Source organism: Moheibacter sediminis, assembly GCF_900176425.1.
Classification (GTDB): domain Bacteria; phylum Bacteroidota; class Bacteroidia; order Flavobacteriales; family Weeksellaceae; genus Moheibacter; species Moheibacter sediminis.
Genome location: NZ_FWXS01000006.1, coordinates 42416 through 61275 on the forward strand (window position 1 = coordinate 42416; position 18860 = coordinate 61275).

The window sequence follows — 18860 nt, forward strand, 5'->3', positions numbered from 1 at the left end:
GTGATTCTTTTTTATAGATACTTGATACGATAGGATTTTATACATTACTGAATGTAATTTTTGTATTTATTTTCCTTGATCACATTGTGGTTGATGTCTTCTACTCTGATCAGGCGGTTGGCATTGTCGTAATAATAGTATTCCTTGTTTCCGCTCGGTGTGGTCATGCTCTTGATTCCTATTAACGGATCGTATGTATAAGTGGTAATCTGATAATCTTTGAAATTGGAATTGAGCCTGAATGTGTCCAGTCTTATTCTGAAAGCTTCCTCTGTGGCATCATTTATATCAAGATTTGACCTGGTGTAAATATCCAGACTTTTATAAGCCTCCGAAGTATTTGGCAGTCCATAAGCCTGCATCACCTGTGCATAGGTTGCTCCTTCTATTTTAGCGATCAATAATGTACTGTTGTAACCATAAATGAATGTGGTTGCAATTCCGGTTTTGCTTGTGGTCTGCAGTACGTTGCCCATCGTATCATATAGTTCATTTTTCTCTTCTGAGTTCAGCGCATTATTGATTCCGAATTTCTTGATAGATGAAGGGAAGAAATTATCTGTATGGTCAAATTTCATCTCTACCTTACCTGTTTCTATGTTGTTTTGCTTTTGAACAACCTCGAGGGGTACAGAAAACATACTTGCATTTAAAAGTTTTGTATTGTTTTTTTCAAGCGCATATTTGTAGGTAACTTCAGATACGGTTCCGTCTGCAGTGGTTTTCTTCTCTGACATCAGGTTATTGTTTTGCAGGTTGAACCCTCTTTCTACTGTAACTTTCATCGAGTTGCCCTGCGCATCGTAGTCATAGTCTTCGGTTTTTATCTTTTCTGCGAATAATTCTTGGGTGTACATCATATACGGATCTCCAGCCGGATGAGCATATGGGCAGTTCTCACATTGTACTTCATATGGATAAAGCTGTGAAACATTATAAGATGGGAGCGTATAGTCAAATACTGTAGAGTGTTTGATTATATTATTTGCATTATAGATTTCTTGTTTATCAAGGATTCCTTTCTTTCTGAGGTTATAATTTGGCCATATCGTTTTGTTCATCAATGTAGGATGGGGATCAGTAGGGAAGTCAAAAGGTGTTTTATAGTAATATTTTGTATAGCCTCCCTTGTCACTTTCCGTAACCTTTATATTTTTATAAATGATTGCTTCTTTCTGGTCATCTCCTACTGCTACACCACTTGATATTCCAGGCTCGTCAAAACGGGTGTAGTCATAGTTTACTATTTTAGGATTAGTTCCATAAGAATTGCCTTCCCAACTATTGTAAGTGATTTTTTCTATTCTCACGCCTGAATTGGGAAGCGTTTTCTCATTGATGTAAGGAGGAGAAGTATAATGCTTTTCAAAAATATCGAAATATCCGTTGCCTCCTGAACCGGTTATTTCTATGTATGCACTCCCATTGGAAGGAATAACATAAAATTTACTATTAAGATCTTCGGTATCATTATGAGGTCCGTAAGAATTATAGATAGCGTTTTTTACGTTGTAAGCAAGTCTCGGAGGAGGGAAAACACCAGGTTGCAAAGGTTCATGCTCCTGCTCTTCGTAGGGGTATGTTTCATATTTTACAAATCTAATGTAAATGCGTGTATTAGGTGATTTTTGGAATCCTGTTAGGGGATATATCTTAGTGTTCCTAGTATCAAAATCAATAGATTGTACATGTTCTAAATATTGAATTTCAGGGTCAGAAAAATCCATCGGATTTTGCATTTTTTGAATGTAAGCAGTCGTATTTTTATCTTCAGACTTTAACTTATTTACCCGGAATTGATAATCAATTTTAGCTTTGGTGGGCAGAATAACGGATTCCAACACACCAACTAAAAGAGAATTAGGATCATCATCTGTATAATATTTGTGGTTAATTGGAAGATAATCTTTCCAAATATTTGAGGGGCCATAAATATTAGTGGTCAAAAGGCGATAGTTTAGCGTAGTTCTTTCAAGAAGATTGGAACTTTGATCTAATCTATTTATTCTTGTTAGTATTCGAGAATTGAAAGACCTTATTTCAGGGAAATCATCATATTCACTATGTAGATCATAGAAGCTGTAACCAGAAGGTTCAATGTTTAAGCTATATTTTGAAACAAAATTATCTTTATGATCTTTTAGGGTAAAAACATTTAAAAAGTATTTATCATGAAAATCAAATGTATACCCCCCGTCTCCATGATCTATGGTAATTGAACCATAATCTGTTTGTATTTTTTCAGGTAAATAAATCCATCCGTCAATAATAGTATTGTTGCTATGTTCTTCATAACTGGTATATTTTTTATTAGTGTAAGTTACTATCTGCCTATTTTTAGCATCAAGAATCTTTGTTATATAAAAAGTATTTCTCATATCACGCCCTTGCTCTACAGAAAGTTTATAGTAATCGTGGTCTTGAAAATAGTATTTATAGCCTTTACTATCTGTAATAGTAAAAGATTTTACGGGTTTAGTACTATAACCTACTATTTCTCTCTCAAACTCAATTTTCACATTGCTTGAGGTTAGTTTTACGACATGGTATGTATCATTAGGAAAAGTTCCATGTTTCTCAAATTTAAAGCTGCCCTGCTCTCCATTAAGTGTATAGAAGTAAATATCATCCCAGTTCCCGTCAGCAGGATCAACTTCATCTATCCAGCTGCTCATGACTTTTCGGGTGATTGTAAAATTGCTACCTGACAGTATCCAGTTTTTGGCAACCTGACCGCTGTATTCGCCCATCCTGAATGAATTAGGATTGTAACTAAGACCCAGACTTATATTGAAATCTTTGGTGGCAGGTAAGTCAACAAGTGGGAATGATATGTCAGGAACACCTGTTTGGTTAGCGACAGGAGTGAGCACAGATGCCGAATTGGAATTGTCCTGGCTTTTCAAGGACATACTAATTACAAAAGCAAATAGGATATATAGATTTTTCATCATTTTATTTCTTTACTAATTTTGAATTCACAGTTTTATTGGATGTTTTTACAGTAACTATGTAGACGCCGGCAGGTAAGACTTTGGTATCTACTTTTGTTACTGCATTTTTTGTGTTGAGCGTTTGTATCTTTCTTCCGCTCATATCATGAAGAAATATCTCTGCTTCTTCATTTTTTTCAAGTTCAAAGCCCAATTCTACATAGCAGTATTCATTTGCAGGATTAGGGTAGATGCGGATATCATATTTCTCTACAAGCTCAGACAATTGCTTGTCTCCTAGTTTCAATATTTTCCAGTTTTCATCACCGGTTATATCTCCGCTTGTGCCTGCCAAGATATATGTGCCATCATTTTGCAACTTCGCTGTTACCAGATGTTCTTCTTTTTTTGCAGATTTGCCTTCTGTATGTTTTCTCCATTCTTCATTTCCCTTACTGTCAAGATAAAGCATCCAGAACTGTTCATCATTTTTTCGGACTCTCTCTTCTGCCTGTGTATAACCTCCCAGCAGATAACCCTTATCTAAGCTTTGGTTGTCCTGATTGGTTGTTCTGATTACATGCATGCTCATCAGTATGTCTTTCCCTCCTAAGCTGTAATTCTTCTGCCATATTTCGTTCCCTGAATGGTCCAATGATATCAACCACAAATCTGTTCCGTCAACAGCATCTTCTTTTTTATTGCCTGATGAGCCGCTTTTGCTTTCTCCTCCAATCAGATAACCTGTTTCTGTAAATACAATACTCTTGGGATAATCGTCTTTTTCTCCACCATATATTTTTTGCCATTCTATATTGGCATTTTCATCCAGCTTCACAACCCAATAGTCACCCTCGCCGAAGCTATCCTGGCTCTTACCTCTAAGATTTTCTATAGAAGAAATAAATTCATTCCCGTCATTACGGTTCAAATTATCAACGTCTAGAACAATATCAGCAGACTTCATAGAAGTAGAATAAATGAGAATAGCAGCTCCGCCATCAGGTGTAGCTATCATATCTGTCACCTCATCTATAGTATCACCTCCTAGTATGATTGTTTTTATAAGTTTTCCTTGTTCATTCAATTTTGAAACAAAAATGTCTTTTGACCCAAAAAAATGATTATTTGATTGAATGCTTCCTGCAAGAAAAAAGCCCTGATCGGTTGATTGGATAATACTCGAAGCTTCTTCATTATTCTGGGTGCCTATTGTTTTTTGCCACAATTCTTCTCCGCTTTCATCCAATCTTAAAATCCATACATCTGATCCGCCGGCATTCTTTTCTTTCTTATCGTGTGACTGATTTGAAAAAGAGGTTCCGGCTAGAATAAGCCCTCCTTCATTTGTAGAAACCACAGAGTGTAGGTAATCATTCTTGGCTCCTCCAAAGTATTTTTCCCACGATATCTCTCCATCCTGTAAAAGTTTTACAACATGATAATCATATCCATTATTTTCATTTTCAGAATTTTGATGGATAGAACTACCCGAAAGAACCATCTGGCGATCAGGGGTAAATGTCATGTCAGAAAGAATATTCTGCGTTGATGATGCTATGTCTTTTTGCCAGAGAACTTCTTGGGCTGAAAGATTTAGTAAAGTACCTAGATATAATAGGCTTAAATATCTTTTTTTCATAAGTTATAATTGAATTAGAAGAATTTTAAAGTTGAAAATTGATTGTCATATAATAAATTCTTATAGAGTAGCTGTTCGAAATAAGTTCTATAAATAGAATATTTCAAAACATAATTATCAGTGATAGAGTAAGGAAAATGAATCGAATAGACGATGCCTCTTGTAAAGATAGGTCTGGTTTCATAGGTTTAAATTTGAGACTACAAACTTAAATATTTTCGAATAATTAAAAAATACTAAGAACATGGTATTTTTAATTAATTTTTGAGATGTTATTCAAAATGAATTCTGTTATTGCGACTGCAATAACGATTCAAATGACATTGCGTAATTTTCCACAAACAATCTCTGCAAGCAGAAAAATTATATATCTTTGGCTGAACCGACTTAAGATGTTGAAGGAAATTTAATTTATTTCAAGACACTCTGTTGAATATGTTATCTGCAATTGAATCTTACTTTTCGGTTTTAATGCTTTTTGGTGCTTCACAGGCTGTGTTGAGCATTTATCTTTTAACCAAAGACAAAAACCGGCCTTTCTCAAATAATATACTTGCCTTACTTCTGTTTGCGTGGGGCTTTTCATGTTATTGGTTCTTTGCATTTATTGCTAAGGGAGCTTTGTTCAGTGTCACACTGACGACATTCATCGGCCCTATGCTTGCACTGACATTATTTCCGCCAATTTATCTTTATATAAAATATTTGTTTAACGAATCTAAAGGATTTCAGAAAGAAGATCATTTACATTTTTTACCCATCTATATTTATTTAATTTTTACTTTCTATCTTTATTTTGACAGCGATTTTTCCATTGCCAATATGCGCCATCATGAATGGTTTAAGATACGGAGGATTGTATGCGCCTATTTCGCAACCATCCAAGGTCCGTTTTATTTTTTCAAAACCAATTTTTTATTAAAAAAGTGGCAGCAGAAAATTGAAAAAGATTACTCAGAAATAGAAAGCCGCAAGCTTGAATGGTTTAAAATCATCAATTACAGTTTTGCAATAGTGTTCATCGTTGGCGGTATATCAACCATTGTAAGAAGTACTTTAGTTGATGCATATTATTTGTACATGGGATACCATGCTGTGATTGCAGTAAGCTTATTTTACATAACAGTTATAATTTATAAATATCCTCTTCTATTTACAAAAAATGAATCTCTTCCTGAAGTTTTTCAGATAAATGAACCTTTGATAACAGATTTGAAAGAAGTTGAAAATTTGTATGAAATCAATTCTTCGGATGAAAAAACGGATGACAAAGATTTGATGATCATTGCCAAAATTGAATTGGTCATGAAAGAACAAAAATTATATAAAAATCCAAATTTCAATCTAAATGATTTGGCAGAATCCATTTCAGAAAGCCGAAATGCCATTTCTTTTGCGCTTAATAATAGTTTGAATAAAACTTTTTATAATTACATAAATGAATTGCGCATCGCTGAAAGTAAAATCATGCTTTCCGATAAAAATATGCAGCATTTTTCTATTGAAGGAATTGCTGCCCAATCCGGTTTTAAAACCATGTCAGTGTTTTACAGGTTTTTTAAAGACATAGAAAAAGTAACTCCGGCTGTTTACCGTAAAAATTCTCTCAATTCCTAAACAGCTCATATTTAGCGTTGTCACACAATGTCATCTCCGTTTGGGACGAAAAGGAGTTATATAATTTGCCCAGGAGTCATTAACTGAGTAGTTTTCGTGTTGATTATTTTCACAAATTAATTAAACATAAAAAAATTTTAAAACACGCAGAATGAAAAAAACACAGAGACTTTTTTTACTAACCATGCTTTTCGCTCTTTCGGGCTGGCTTCATGGTCAATTATTACAACCTTTCAAAGACGACGTCGAGTCGCACGCTGACTTTCAGCAAAACGGTCTTGTAGGATGGACTTCACTTGATGTAGATGGCCTGGTTACAGCAGGCCCATTTCAAAGTTTCCCAGGCAAGGGAGGTCCTTTGGGATTTATCGTTTATAATCCTTCTCAGACAGATCCTGTCAATACACTTCCGGGTTATGACCCTCGTTCCGGTCAAAAATATTTTGCAAGTATATCTTCTTATTCCGGCCCGAGCAATGACTGGTTGATTTCAAGTGAATTGGCGGCGCATACGGGTGGTACTTTTTCTTTTTATGCTAAAAGTGCTGCAGATTTTGCAGGTTTAGACAGGTTTAAAGTTGCGTATTCAACTACCGGTTCAAATCCCGCAGATTTTACATTTGTCAATGCTACACCCACTACAACTACAATGAATTGGGCAAGGTATCAATTTACGATTCCAAATAATGCAAAATATGTGGCGATAAACTGTGTTTCACAAGCCTTTATGATGTTGGTAGATGACATAGAATTCACGCCAACTGTAGCGGGTACAGCACCCAATACGATTACCAATTTCTCTTCTGAAACTCAGATGAATTCTGGATTTCAGGCTGTTTTCAACTGGACAAATCCAACTCTTGACAATGCTGGAAATGCTTTGAGCAGCATGACAGGTGTAAAAGTTTACAGAGGAACGCATCCTATGAATTTGGTTGAAATTGCCAATCTTCCTTCAGCTGTAGGCCAAGCGATGACTTATACCGATAATTTACCGGGAGAAGGTTCTTATACCCACAGATTTGTTCCCTATAATGCTTCCGGAAATGGTGTTGCTTACAATACGCCCATTACATTTTTCGGATATGAAACCGTTCCTGGAGCACCGGCTAATATAACTTTCACACAAAATGGAAGCTTGCAAACTGTAATTTCTTGGAATGAAGTAAATTATGGCCAAAATGGTGGGGTTTTACAAAATCCGGTAGTAGGCTATAAAATTACCAGAACTTTAGGAAGCAGTACCGTAACTTTAGCAGAAATGCATACAAGTACTACTTTCACGGAAACAACCATTCCGGCATTTAATTTATACACTTATACAATCACTGCAATGACCAGCCCGACAAATCCGGGAATACCTGCTGCTGTTCCGGCTTATTCGGGAATGAATGCAAATCAGGTTTCAGTCACAAGCGGAAACAGCCCTTCAGATCAGCCATTTGAATTGAGCCGAGGTTCTATCATCTCACAGAGTATTTACAAGCCTGAAGAAATTGGCGGCAGCGGATTGATTACTTCTATTTCCTATTTTGGGAACTTGGGAGCCACCAGCACTGCACGTTATAAAATTTACATGAGTACTACGAACCGTAATACATTTGGTACAACTACCAACAATGCAGTTTGGGAATATTTTGGTAATCAAAAACTTTTGTTTGATGGAAATATTCAATTTGTTGCAGGACGAAATGCGACGACCATTGAGTTCGATCAGCCTTTTTATTACGATGCCAGCTCTAATCAAAATGTGATTATCACCATTGTGAAACCATTATTGAATAATCCTCCTTCTGTCAATCCTCGCGAGTTTTATAATACTCCGGTGGAAGGGATGCGGACTTATTTTTCTATTGGATATTCTGTAGATTTAAGTGTGATCACATCTCAGCCTGCGGCATGGACGCTCGAAGAAGTTATTACAATTCCAAGTATTGTGGTTGAAAAAACTACTGATTTCGCCAGTGTTTCCGGAACAGTTACATTATTTTCAGATGGTTCTCCAATGGAAGGCGTAACAGTTTCCATTACTCCAGAAGATTCAAATGCTTATCAAACAGAAACAACTATAACCAATGCGTCAGGTGGTTATCAAATCCCTGCATTGATTCCTGGAAATTATGTGGCAACTTTCAGCAAGAATACATTTAATACTGTTGAAATTGAATTCACTGTAACTCCAAATCAACAATTAGTTTTAGATGCTGTTCTTGACAATTCACTTCCAATCTTGATTTCCGGAAGAGTCGTTGATGTTAACGGAAACGGTTTAGAAGGAATTAATTTGAATTTAACTGGATTCTCTGAATTTAATACTGTAAGTGATGCCGCAGGGAATTTCACATTAGAAGCATTTGCAGATAAACAATATGAATTGGAAGCGGCTCATCCGTTATTTATTTCTGAAACTGTAACATTTACAAGTGAAGATAATGACCACACAATTGACACTATAACATTGGAATTGGCATTGAACAAACCAGGAAATGTCGTTGCAGTAAATAATGAAGGTGTAGGTGAAGTGGAATGGAGAGTGCCGGTTGGGCAATACAATGAAACCATGTTAGGTTGGGGAAGCTTCATTACAACCGGAGATGCTTGGGGTAATGGCGGCGATCCGTTTATTGCTGGAGTTAGATTTGAAACTTCTGATCTCCACGCTAAATTAACTGAAGGTGCAGAATTGACACACGTAAGAGTTTATTTTGCCAACAATGCCAACGCTGTCATCAAGATATTTGAAGGTCCAAATGCAGAGCAACTTGTACATTCACAGCCGGTTTCAATACCAAGTGAAGATTGGTATGTAATTGAATTGACGCAATCCTTGGCAATTGATTTTACCAAAGAATTATGGATTGGAGTAGAATTCCTTGCGGGACAATATGGTGCTTATCCGATTGGATTGGATGACGGGCCAAATGCGCCTGGCAGAAAGGGAAGTATGAAATACGAAAACGGCGCGTGGCTTGGTATGAGTTTGACCAATAAAAACTGGAATATCTATGGTATAGCCAATAACACGATGGAGGCAGATCCGGCGGGTTATAAAGTTTACAGAAGTCCTGCTACTGAAGAAAACTGGACTGAACTTACTCCGTCGCCAATTACATCAACTACTTACAATGATACAACTTTGAATGATGCTGCGCCAAATATGTACAAATATGGAGTTGAAGCAATTTATGGTGATAATTTAATTTCAGAAAAAGGGATTTCAAATGAGATTGAACACAATATGTTCTTTGATTTCACTTTAAATCTTGATACAGATTTCGGAAGTGCAGAAGGAGCTTATGTTTCCGTTTGGAACGATGAAAATTTTGCTGAAGCATTTGTGCCGGCATCAGGATCTGTTACCCTGAATCAGTTAATGCATGGAAATTACAACGTAAGAGTAGAGTTAAACAATTATGAAATTGCAGAACTTTCTAACGTTGTTGTAGAAGAAGGAAGCAATGTCACAGTTCCGTTAAATCTACTGAAAGTTCAACCTTCTAATCTGACTGCTGATGTAGAAGGGAATTCTGCAAGACTTGACTGGACGCTTCATGATACGTTCACTGATAAAATCGAAAAGTATGCGGACTTTGAACGCCAAACTATCGGAAATTACATTATGAAAGACTTGGATGGGCTTGGAACTTATACGTACAATAATTTCAGCTGGCCAAATGCAGGTATTCCAATGGCATTTATGGTATTTAATCCTCATGCAACGACACCACCTGTAAATATTCCTTCTCTTTCCGGACGTAGATTTTTAACTGCATTTGCAGGTCCGGATGGTGCTAATAATGACTGGTTGATCATCCCGGCTGGAAGTGGAGAATTTTCTTTCAATGCAGCCTCGTTAACCAATGAAATGCTGGAAAGAATGCGAGTTCTATACTCGACAACAGGAACTGAAGTATCAGATTTTACAGCATTTGGAAATCAAATCACAGTGCCTGCAACATGGACGGAATATTCATACGATGCACCGGAAGGAACTAAATATGTGGCTATTAATTTTGTAAGCAACGATAGTTACATTTTGAAAATTGATGATTTGACTTATGAAAAAGAATATAATCATGCGCTTTATTACAGAGTTTATCTGGATGGTGAATTGGTTGTAGATAACTTGACGGAAATGAACTATTTGCTCGATGGTCTGATTACACAACCAACGCACATTGCTGAAGTGGAAGCTGTTTATAACACAGGAGCTTCTGAGAAAACGGAAATCATTATTTCAAGGTTGAATACGGAAGACCATAATTTAAGTGAATTTGCAGTTTATCCAAACCCTTCTTCCGGGAAATTCTGGTTGAAAGTTGATAAAAAGGCTGCTGTCAAGATTTTTGATTTGAATGGAAGAATCTTGTATTCTGGCGAAAAAGAAGCCGGAACATCTATGATGGAACAGAAATTCTCAGCAGGAACTTACATCATTCAAGTTCAAACTGAAAAAGGAATTACTTCCAAAAAATTAATTTTCAAGTAAAATTCCTTTTAATTTATAATGCAACCGCCTCATTGTTTCAATGGGGCGGTTCTTTGATTTTATAAAACAAAAAAAGCCTCAAATTTCTTTGAAGCTTTGTACCCGAGGCCGGAATCGAACCGGCACGTCCTTGCGAACACAGGATTTTGAATCCAGCGCGTCTACCAGTTCCGCCACTCGGGCTGGTAATTGGACGGCAAATATATAAAGTTTTTATGATTAATTCAAAATTAAATTTGAATTTCTAATTTGTCGTATGCTAAATACACATTTTCAGGCAGTTCCGCCTGCACTTCATTATGAAAGCCCAAAGAAACGCTGATATGAGTGAAATAAGTTCGTTTGGATTGAACTTTTTCAGCAATTTCAATGGCTTCTTCGAGGGTGAAATGTGAATAATGTTTCTCCGTTTTTCGCAAAGCATTTAATACTAAAACATCTACCCCTTGTATTTTTTCCAAAGTTTCCTCTGAAATGTAACTCGCATCTGTGATGTACGCAAATTTATCATCAACCAAAAATCCATAAATCGGCAATTTTCCATGCATGATTTCCAAGGGCTGGACTTTAAATCCGACAACTTCAAAAGTATTCCCATCAATCAAATGTTCATTTAAACTGGGTGCGCCGGGATATTTTTCATCCGCAAAAACATACGGAAACCTCACTTTGATTTCGTTTAAAGTTCGCTCCCGCGCATAGATATCCATCGGTTGTTGGGCATAAAAACTAAACGGGCGCGTATCATCAATTCCCAAAACATGGTCGTTGTGTTCATGTGTAAAAAGAATGGCTTCCAATGTCTGAACGTTTGCTCTGAGCATCTGCTGTCGAAAGTCCGGACCGCAATCGATGGTTATGTTTTTGTTGTCTTTTGAAATCAAAACCGACGACCGAAGTCGCTTGTCTTTAGGGTTAGTAGAAAAATTGACCGGATGCGTACCCGCAATAATTGGAATTCCCTGCGAAGTTCCTGTACCTAAAAACTGAATCTTTAGCTGTGTATTCGACATAATTTTGGTAAATTTACGCCGTAAAATTTAAATTAAACTTATGAGTTTTGATCAGGTTCTTTCTGCGAAACAAAAAGCATTGGAAATAAATCTAGACCCGAACATTTACGGAAGCTTTGCCGAAATCGGCGCAGGACAGGAAACAGTCCGTTTTTTTTACCGTGCAGGCGGTGCTTCAGGGACTTTGGCAAAAGCAATGAGTGCTTATGACAAAGACTTTTCGGATGCGATTTATGGAAAAGAAGAAGCCGGAAGATACGTGACCGAAGAGCGTTTGAAAAAAATGCTCGACCATGAAACCAATTTGATGGAAGAACGTCTCAACCAAGATACTCACAAAGACAAATTGTTCTTTACATACGCAAATACGGTTACGACAATTGATTTTACCAAAACTTACAAAGGTCACGGTTGGGTTGGAATCCGTTTTCAATTAGACAAGAATCAGGATTACAACGAGATCGTTTTTCACGTTCGGTTCAAAGAAAACAATGCGCAGCTGCAGCAGGAAACTTTGGGTGTGATGGGCGTGAATTTAATTTATGGCGCTTATTTCTATAATGACAACCCACGCAGATTGCTTCGATCATTGTATGACGGGTTGGACAAAGATCAGGTTGAAATTGATATGGTTAACTTCAGCGGACCTCGATTTGCTTACGTTGACAACCGTTTGATGAGTTTGCAATTGGTGAGAAACGGGATGACCGATGCGGTGATTTTTGGACCACAAGGACAAAATTTCCTTCCAGCAGCTATTTTATACAGAAAAAACATTTTCGCTTTGCGGGGAAGTTTCCGCCCGGTAACGAATGTAAACATGGACATGCTGGATTCAAGCCTGGAAATGTTTATGAATCAGGAAGATGTGGCGGAAGAAAACACGGAAATCCTTTTTGAAATTACTTTGAGTAATTTGTCTTCAGATGGTGAAATTGACGAACGTGATTTCCTTGACAGAGCCGATATCATCGGGAATTTAGGGTACAATGTAATTATTTCCAATTTTTCAGAATATTATAAACTCGTTCACTACTTTACTGAATTCACCAAAAATTCAACTAAAATCGGATTGGGAATGGGTGTAAATAATTTGCTTGAAGTATTTAATGCGGATTATTACGAAAATCTTCCGGGGGGAATCATGGAGGCTTTTGGTAAATTGTTCAAGAAAAATGTGATGGTTTATCTTTATCCATATCTGGACAAACAAGAAAATAAATTGCTTACTTCTGACAATCTGAAAGTAAGTGAAAATCTGAAAGAATTATATAAATTCTTTAAATTCAACCAAAGAATTAAAGATGTGGAGGCCTACAATCCTGAATATTTAGGAATTTATTCCAGAAAAATTCTAGAACAAATCGTGAAGGGAGAAGAAGGTTGGGAAAAACATGTTCCGAAAGAAGTTGCCGACATGATCAAAGATCGCGGCATGTTGGGTTACACGAAAAGTTTTGCTTTCAACTGACTGACTAAATTAGAGTTAGAATTAGCGTAAAATAAAAAAGGGATTCAAATCGAATCCCTTTTTTTTATCTAGTTACTGCCTTCCTGTATATTTTCCGGTCTTATTTTCAACTCTGCTGTATTGTCAAATTTATAAGCCAAACCAATGCCCAAAGTTTGTTTCAACTGTGTCTTTTTGATTTGGTCTTCATCATAAAATAAGTTGATGGTTGCCTGCGCCGAAATCAAATTATTTACTTTTAAATCCAAAACGCCCTGATAAGCGATGTCCATATTTTGCGGTGTATTCAAATAGTTGGAATAAATCCCTAATCGGCTGTCGTAAGAAATATTTTGCATGACATTAAATTTGTAACGCGCTCCTAAATAAGCACCAAATTCATAAAAGTAAGAGTCACCATCTTCTTTCAAACCAAAACTTCCAGCAAACTGTAAATCAGGATCTTTCACAAATGTAAATCTCGATGTAAACGGGTGAAAGTTTACTTGCAGATTGTCACTCGGTTTGTAATCGATACCAATTCCCAGTGCCCACTGTCCCGGTGCCATGAAATTTGAAATTTTCTTGTAACCTCCTGAAATTGTATCGGGCACATTATAATCAAAACCTGATGAAAACTGCGTTTTGAAGTTGGTGGAACCCGCAAAATACAAATGTCTTACAAACTCATAACCGTAAGATGAGGTCAAATCAATCACGTCATTTGATTTTCTGTAATCTTCGCCTTCATTTCTCAAAATTCCATAAGCTAAAATCACACGGTTATCCCAAATGTGTCTTCCACTAGTCAAATTAAATTCATAATCGACATTGGCATTCAACGCATAAGAATTCACCCCGCCCGCAATCCAGTTCGAAAATGCAGCCTGATTAAATTGTAAGGAGTTATTCCCTTTTATCAACCAACCCTGAAGTCTTTCCGCACCAATATCTTTGAGATATCGGTGGCTATTCGTTTTTAGATTTCCGCTCCCGTCAACAGTTTGTGAAAATGCGATTGCACTTGTCACAAACATCATCAACATGATTATTTTTTTCATTCTTACCTTTTTAAGTTAGATTGCAAAGTTAGAATCTTTCAGCGAAAGATGAAATTAACGTTAATTTTCTACAAATTGAACTTTTTCAGAAATAGGCTTTCTGTTGCCTTCTACCAAGTCAGATTTTAGTTTCCCCATGTAAAAAATTCCGAAGCATTTTTCATTTTCTTCCAATGGGATGAATTCATCCATCTGAGAAATTGTAGACGGAGAAGACCAGTAAGAGCCAATGCCCATTGCAGTTGCCATCAGCCACATGTTTTGTACAGCCATAGCAGTTGCCGCCAATTCTTCCCATTCAGGAAGCATCCCAGAGGCTTTCATATTAATCAAAATAATGGTGTGAGAAAGGTTGCATTTATCGATTACATCCAGTTTTTTTCTTTCGGTCTGGCTTTCTGCAGGAGTGTTGTCCATATATTTTTTTACCATGAATTCTGCAAATCTTGTTTTTGCATTTCCTTGGATTACTTTAAATCTCCAGGGCTCAGTACGCTTGTGGTTCGGTGCCCAGTTTGCACTTTCAAGGATTTGACCCAATTCTGCTTCGCTGATTTCAATATCGCCGTACTGTAAAGGATTTACGTTTCTTCTTGTTTTTATAATTTCAAATAATTCGTCTGATTTCATTTTAAAGTTTTTATATTCGAAACAAATTTAAGCCTTAAAAATTTAACTCGAGGAAAAGTGAATAGAATAGATACCATTACCGTCGAAGCAAAAATCCGTCATGGATATAACTTTGATTACGAAACTATCCTGAAATTGAATACATCAATAACAATTTAATTAAAAATGCTCAGATATTCAGAAATTTTTGAAAGAATGAATGAATTAGGAGCAGAAAAAACTCCTTTTTTATTCATAATTGATTTTCTGAAAAATTCAGGAAAAGTGATTCCTTTAGATGAATTAAATGATGAAGTTGAATTTAAAATCCATGCTGAATCAGAAGAATTTAATTCTGAAATTAAACTGAAAAAATATCCCATTTCATTTGATCAATACGAACCTCAATTCAATTTAGTCAAAGAAAATATTTTACTCGGAAATTCTTATTTGACGAATTTAACTTGTGCCACACCGATTGAAATCAATTTAAATCTGGAAGAAATTTACCGTTATTCTAAATCCAAATACAAACTTTTTTGGAAAGAACATTTCGTTTGTTTTTCGCCGGAAACCTTTGTCAAAATTCACAATGGAAAAATTTATTCCTATCCGATGAAAGGAACGATTGATGCTTCGGTTGAAAATGCAGCAGAAAAAATTCTCTCTGATGAAAAAGAAATGGCTGAACATTACACGATTGTAGATTTGATCCGGAATGATTTGAGCCAAGTTGCCAAAAAAGTAACCGTTGAAAAATTCCGTTACATCGATGAAATTTCAACACACGAAAGAAAAATTTTACAAGTAAGCTCTGAAATTTCAGGTAAATTAGCTGAAAATTTCCACGAAAACATTGGAACTATTTTTAACAAATTATTACCTGCTGGTTCCATTTGTGGCGCACCCAAAAAGAAAACCGTTGAAATTATTTTAGAAGCGGAAAATTATAATCGAAATTTCTACACGGGCGTTTTCGGTGTTTTTGACGGAGAGAATCTCGATAGTGCAGTGATGATTCGTTTCATCGAACAAACGGATAAAGGTTTGGTTTTCAAAAGTGGCGGCGGAATCACACACCAAAGCAATGCAGAAGATGAGTACAACGAAATGATACAAAAAGTATATGTCCCGATTTATTGAAAGCATCTGTATCAAAGACGGGGAAATCCGAAATCTCACTTTTCATCAAGCGCGAATGAACCGTTCACGTTATAAAATTTTGGGAATTGACGGGGGAATTAATTTGGAAGAATTCATTCTTTCCCATCAAATACCACAAAATGGAAAGCATAAATTCAGAATTGTTTACGATGAAAAAATTGAATCGATAGAATTCATTCCTTATAAGATCAGAACAATCAATTCGGTTAAATTAATCGAAGACAATCAAATCGAATATCCTCATAAATTTCTTGACAGAATACAGTTTGAATTACTTTCTGACAATGTTTCGGAAGACGAAATTTTGATTGTTAAAAATGGAAAAATTACAGATACATCTTATTCCAACATCGTATTTTTCGACGGAGAAAATTGGATTACGCCTTCGACCTTTTTACTCAACGGAACGATGCGTCAATATTTACTAAAATCTAATCAAATCATCGAAAAAGAGATTGATGAAAATGATTTAAACAAATTTATTTCGTTTAAGCTGATCAATGCCATGATGAATTTGGAGGAAAGTCACGAGCTGGATATTTCAATTATCCGTTAATTTGCTGAATGAAATTTGACAAATTCGTTCTGGCAATCATTGTTACAATCATCATTGCTTATTTTTTTCCGCAATTTGGCGCTGAAGATTCAGTTTTACCATTGAACCTAATTGCTTCGGTCGGAATTTCCCTGATTTTTTTCTTTTACGGATTGAAATTGAGCAAAGAAAAAATAAAATCAGGGTTGAGCAACTGGAAACTTCATTTACTGATTCAGCTTTCAACTTTTGCACTGTTTCCCTTATTAATTATCGCGTTTTATCCCTACTCAACTACGAACGATCACATTCATACAATTTGGCTCGGATTTCTGTTTTTAGGCGCATTGCCTTCTACGGTTTCCTCTTCGGTGGTAATGGTTTCTATGGCGAAAGGAAATATGCCTGCCGCGATTTTTAATGCCAGCATTTCGGGTATTATTGGAATTCTCATCACACCTTTATGGATTGGATTATTTGTACACCAAACGAATCATGATTTCGATTATTCAGCCATTTACATCAAGTTGCTTTTGGAAATTGCTGCGCCACTTACATTAGGGATTCTATTACAGAAATTTGGACATCAATTAGCAATCAAATATGCCAAAGAACTGAGCTTATTTGACAAAAGCATCATTCTCATCATCATTTACAAAAGCTTCGCTGAATCCTTTATAGAAAACATTTTTTCAAGTTTGGAATGGAAAGATTTAGGAATAATTTTGGTCATGGTTTTAATTCTTTTCTTAGTTGTTTATTTACTGATTGCAAGGATTTCACGTTTCCTGAAATTTTCGCAGGAAGATACAATTACTGCACAATTTTGTGGAACAAAGAAATCATTGGTTCATGGAACGGTTTTCTCAAAAATACTTTTTCAGGGAACAACTTCTATCGGAATTATTCTGCTTCCGCTAATGATTTTTCATGCAGTTCAAATCCTTATCATCAGCTTGATTGCTACAAAACTTGCGAAACGTGAAGATGTTTTGGGTTAAATATTTTTATCAAATAATTCTCTGATTTCTTTGTCTGAAGGACGTGGTGCATCTGCGCTTAAAATGTTTCCGTTTTTGTCAATCAGTAAAAATCTCGGAATCGCATCGATGCCGTAAGCTTTTACGAATTCAGATTTCCAATCACTGTCAGCAAATAACTGAACACCTTTCAATTGTTTGTCCGTTACCATTTTTTTCCATTTTTCAAAATCTTTTTGAACGTCAATTGAGATGCTGATTATTTCTACATTTTTACTTTTGTAATCTTCCTTTAACTGTTTCAAAGCAGGAATTTCCTGGATACACGGTCCGCACCAAGTAGCCCAAACATCGATGTAAACCAATTTTCCCTTGAAATCATCTAAAGAAACGTTCTTTCCGCTGATATCTTGATAAGAAAATTTCGGTGAAGGTTTTCCAACCAAAAGACTTTTAATGGCATTGGTTTTTTGAAGCGAACGCATTTTAAGCTGTTCGTTTTCAGAATATTGCTGAATGATTTCATTTAAACTTTCAGAATCTGGATTCGTTGAAGAAATTCTATAAAACAATGCGCCGACCAAGTCTTCTTTGATTTCTTTTGATTTGATTTTTGAAACCATTTCTTCCAAAGCTTTTGGAGATTCTGCCTTTTCAATATCCAACATGTATTTATTGATAATCAAATCTTTATAGTAAGGAATCAATTCATAATCTTCCTGACTGTCATAACTGATTCCATCCAATTCTTTTAAAAATCCTGCGGGCAATTCTGGAGCATTTCCTGTGAAATATTTGTGAGCATCAGGATATTGAGCGATGAGAGAAAGGTATCCGTATTTCAAGTTTCTTTTTTCAATTTCTTTGAATTCTTTTTCGGCTTTGGATGAATTCAAAGCAGTTTCCAATTCTTCAGAATGTGTTTTAAATTTCTTTTGAAAATCAATTGGATTGAGAGAAAATAATTCTGCGGAACTCGTTCCCATAGCTTCTTCTTTCAAGAATTTTTTAACCAAATAATTATTTTTATCAGCTCCAATTCCGCTGTAAACGATGGATTCGTCAAATTTTTGTGTGTCCAAAGTGATGTACAAGCTATCGCCTGAAAAAAGAAATAATTCCGCTTGTTCTCTGCCGTCAGAAAAATAAAAATATCCTTTTTGGTCTAATTGAATCGTGTCATAAAATTCACCTTTTTCATTCAAGGCAAATGATTTTTCTCTATCTGGAAAGTAAAGATAAACACTGTCTGACTGCGGATTTATAACTTTTCCGGCAAAAACAGTGTAATCTTTCGGCTCGTTTTTGTCACAAGAAATTATGAAAAGCGCGGACAAAACTGCTAAGAATATGGATTTTTTCATTTC

The 18860-nt window shown here is 35.9% G+C and carries 12 protein-coding genes and 1 tRNA gene; 6 read left to right on the forward strand and 7 right to left on the reverse strand.

Annotated elements, in window-relative coordinates; translation table 11 throughout:
* Window positions 1-44: 44 nt before the first annotated feature.
* Window positions 45-2954, reverse strand: coding sequence for a hypothetical protein (locus tag B8977_RS09735; RefSeq protein WP_143736437.1), 2910 nt, complete (start codon window positions 2952-2954; stop codon window positions 45-47).
* Window position 2955: 1 nt separating this feature from the next.
* Window positions 2956-4575: a T9SS type A sorting domain-containing protein gene (locus B8977_RS09740; protein WP_084017526.1), complete on the reverse strand. Its 1620-nt coding sequence runs from the start codon at window positions 4573-4575 to the stop codon at window positions 2956-2958.
* A 435-nt stretch (window positions 4576-5010) separates the two neighbouring features.
* Between B8977_RS09740 and B8977_RS09745 the strand changes: the two genes are divergently transcribed.
* Window positions 5011-6192, forward strand: coding sequence for a helix-turn-helix domain-containing protein (locus tag B8977_RS09745; RefSeq protein WP_084017527.1), 1182 nt, complete (start codon window positions 5011-5013; stop codon window positions 6190-6192).
* Between the two features lie 151 nt (window positions 6193-6343).
* Window positions 6344-10681: a carboxypeptidase regulatory-like domain-containing protein gene (locus B8977_RS09750; protein WP_084017528.1), complete on the forward strand. Its 4338-nt coding sequence runs from the start codon at window positions 6344-6346 to the stop codon at window positions 10679-10681.
* Window positions 10682-10780: 99 nt separating this feature from the next.
* Here B8977_RS09750 and B8977_RS09755 read toward each other — a convergent pair.
* Both B8977_RS09755 and B8977_RS09760 read right to left on the reverse strand, forming a co-directional pair.
* Window positions 10781-10864: transfer RNA gene (locus B8977_RS09755), tRNA-Leu, on the reverse strand.
* A gap of 47 nt (window positions 10865-10911) precedes the next feature.
* A complete protein-coding gene (locus B8977_RS09760) occupies window positions 10912-11694 on the reverse strand; it encodes an MBL fold metallo-hydrolase (protein ID WP_185116606.1) in 783 nt (260 codons plus the stop codon).
* 40 nt (window positions 11695-11734) lie between these two features.
* Here B8977_RS09760 and B8977_RS09765 point away from each other — a divergent pair, with 40 nt between their 5' ends.
* The gene (locus B8977_RS09765; RefSeq protein ID WP_084017530.1) at window positions 11735-13165 is read left to right on the forward strand and encodes a nicotinate-nucleotide adenylyltransferase; all 1431 of its coding nucleotides are present in this window, start codon (window positions 11735-11737) and stop codon (window positions 13163-13165) included.
* 68 nt (window positions 13166-13233) lie between these two features.
* Here B8977_RS09765 and B8977_RS09770 read toward each other — a convergent pair whose 3' ends face one another.
* On the reverse strand, window positions 13234-14205 hold the full coding sequence (locus B8977_RS09770; RefSeq protein WP_084017531.1) for a DUF3078 domain-containing protein: 972 nt from the start codon (window positions 14203-14205) through the stop codon (window positions 13234-13236).
* A gap of 60 nt (window positions 14206-14265) precedes the next feature.
* Window positions 14266-14835 carry a nitroreductase family protein gene (locus B8977_RS09775; RefSeq protein ID WP_084017532.1) on the reverse strand — a complete coding sequence of 190 codons (570 nt, stop codon included), beginning with the start codon at window positions 14833-14835 and terminating at the stop codon, window positions 14266-14268.
* 165 nt (window positions 14836-15000) lie between these two features.
* Here B8977_RS09775 and B8977_RS09780 point away from each other — a divergent pair, with 165 nt between their 5' ends.
* Genes B8977_RS09780 through B8977_RS09790 form a run of 3 tightly spaced genes read left to right on the forward strand, consistent with a single transcriptional unit; the run spans window position 15001 to window position 17514 of the window.
* Window positions 15001-15957: an aminodeoxychorismate synthase component I gene (locus B8977_RS09780; protein WP_084017533.1), complete on the forward strand. Its 957-nt coding sequence runs from the start codon at window positions 15001-15003 to the stop codon at window positions 15955-15957.
* On the forward strand, window positions 15941-16534 hold the full coding sequence (locus tag B8977_RS09785) for an aminotransferase class IV (RefSeq protein ID WP_084017534.1): 594 nt from the start codon (window positions 15941-15943) through the stop codon (window positions 16532-16534). The genes B8977_RS09780 and B8977_RS09785 overlap by 17 nt, the downstream gene beginning before the upstream one ends.
* A gap of 8 nt (window positions 16535-16542) precedes the next feature.
* A complete protein-coding gene (locus tag B8977_RS09790; protein ID WP_084017535.1) occupies window positions 16543-17514 on the forward strand; it encodes a bile acid:sodium symporter family protein in 972 nt (323 codons plus the stop codon).
* Here B8977_RS09790 and B8977_RS09795 read toward each other — a convergent pair.
* Window positions 17511-18857 carry a TlpA family protein disulfide reductase gene (locus B8977_RS09795; protein ID WP_159447480.1) on the reverse strand — a complete coding sequence of 449 codons (1347 nt, stop codon included), beginning with the start codon at window positions 18855-18857 and terminating at the stop codon, window positions 17511-17513. The two genes, B8977_RS09790 and B8977_RS09795, sit on opposite strands and share 4 nt — an antisense overlap.
* Between the last annotated feature and the right edge of the window lie 3 nt (window positions 18858-18860).

Excerpts from the sequence above, each read along its gene's own strand:
- B8977_RS09735 (WP_143736437.1), bottom strand. The coding sequence starts at position 2,954 with ATGATGAAAAATCTATATATCCTATTTGCTTTTGTAATTAGTATGTCC.
- B8977_RS09740 (WP_084017526.1), bottom strand. The coding sequence starts at position 4,575 with ATGAAAAAAAGATATTTAAGCCTATTATATCTAGGTACTTTACTAAAT.
- B8977_RS09745 (WP_084017527.1), top strand. The coding sequence starts at position 5,011 with ATGTTATCTGCAATTGAATCTTACTTTTCGGTTTTAATGCTTTTTGGT.
- B8977_RS09750 (WP_084017528.1), top strand. The coding sequence starts at position 6,344 with ATGAAAAAAACACAGAGACTTTTTTTACTAACCATGCTTTTCGCTCTT.
- B8977_RS09760 (WP_185116606.1), bottom strand. The coding sequence starts at position 11,694 with ATGTCGAATACACAGCTAAAGATTCAGTTTTTAGGTACAGGAACTTCG.
- B8977_RS09765 (WP_084017530.1), top strand. The coding sequence starts at position 11,735 with ATGAGTTTTGATCAGGTTCTTTCTGCGAAACAAAAAGCATTGGAAATA.
- B8977_RS09770 (WP_084017531.1), bottom strand. The coding sequence starts at position 14,205 with ATGAAAAAAATAATCATGTTGATGATGTTTGTGACAAGTGCAATCGCA.
- B8977_RS09775 (WP_084017532.1), bottom strand. The coding sequence starts at position 14,835 with ATGAAATCAGACGAATTATTTGAAATTATAAAAACAAGAAGAAACGTA.
- B8977_RS09780 (WP_084017533.1), top strand. The coding sequence starts at position 15,001 with ATGCTCAGATATTCAGAAATTTTTGAAAGAATGAATGAATTAGGAGCA.
- B8977_RS09785 (WP_084017534.1), top strand. The coding sequence starts at position 15,941 with ATGTCCCGATTTATTGAAAGCATCTGTATCAAAGACGGGGAAATCCGA.
- B8977_RS09790 (WP_084017535.1), top strand. The coding sequence starts at position 16,543 with ATGAAATTTGACAAATTCGTTCTGGCAATCATTGTTACAATCATCATT.
- B8977_RS09795 (WP_159447480.1), bottom strand. The coding sequence starts at position 18,857 with ATGAAAAAATCCATATTCTTAGCAGTTTTGTCCGCGCTTTTCATAATT.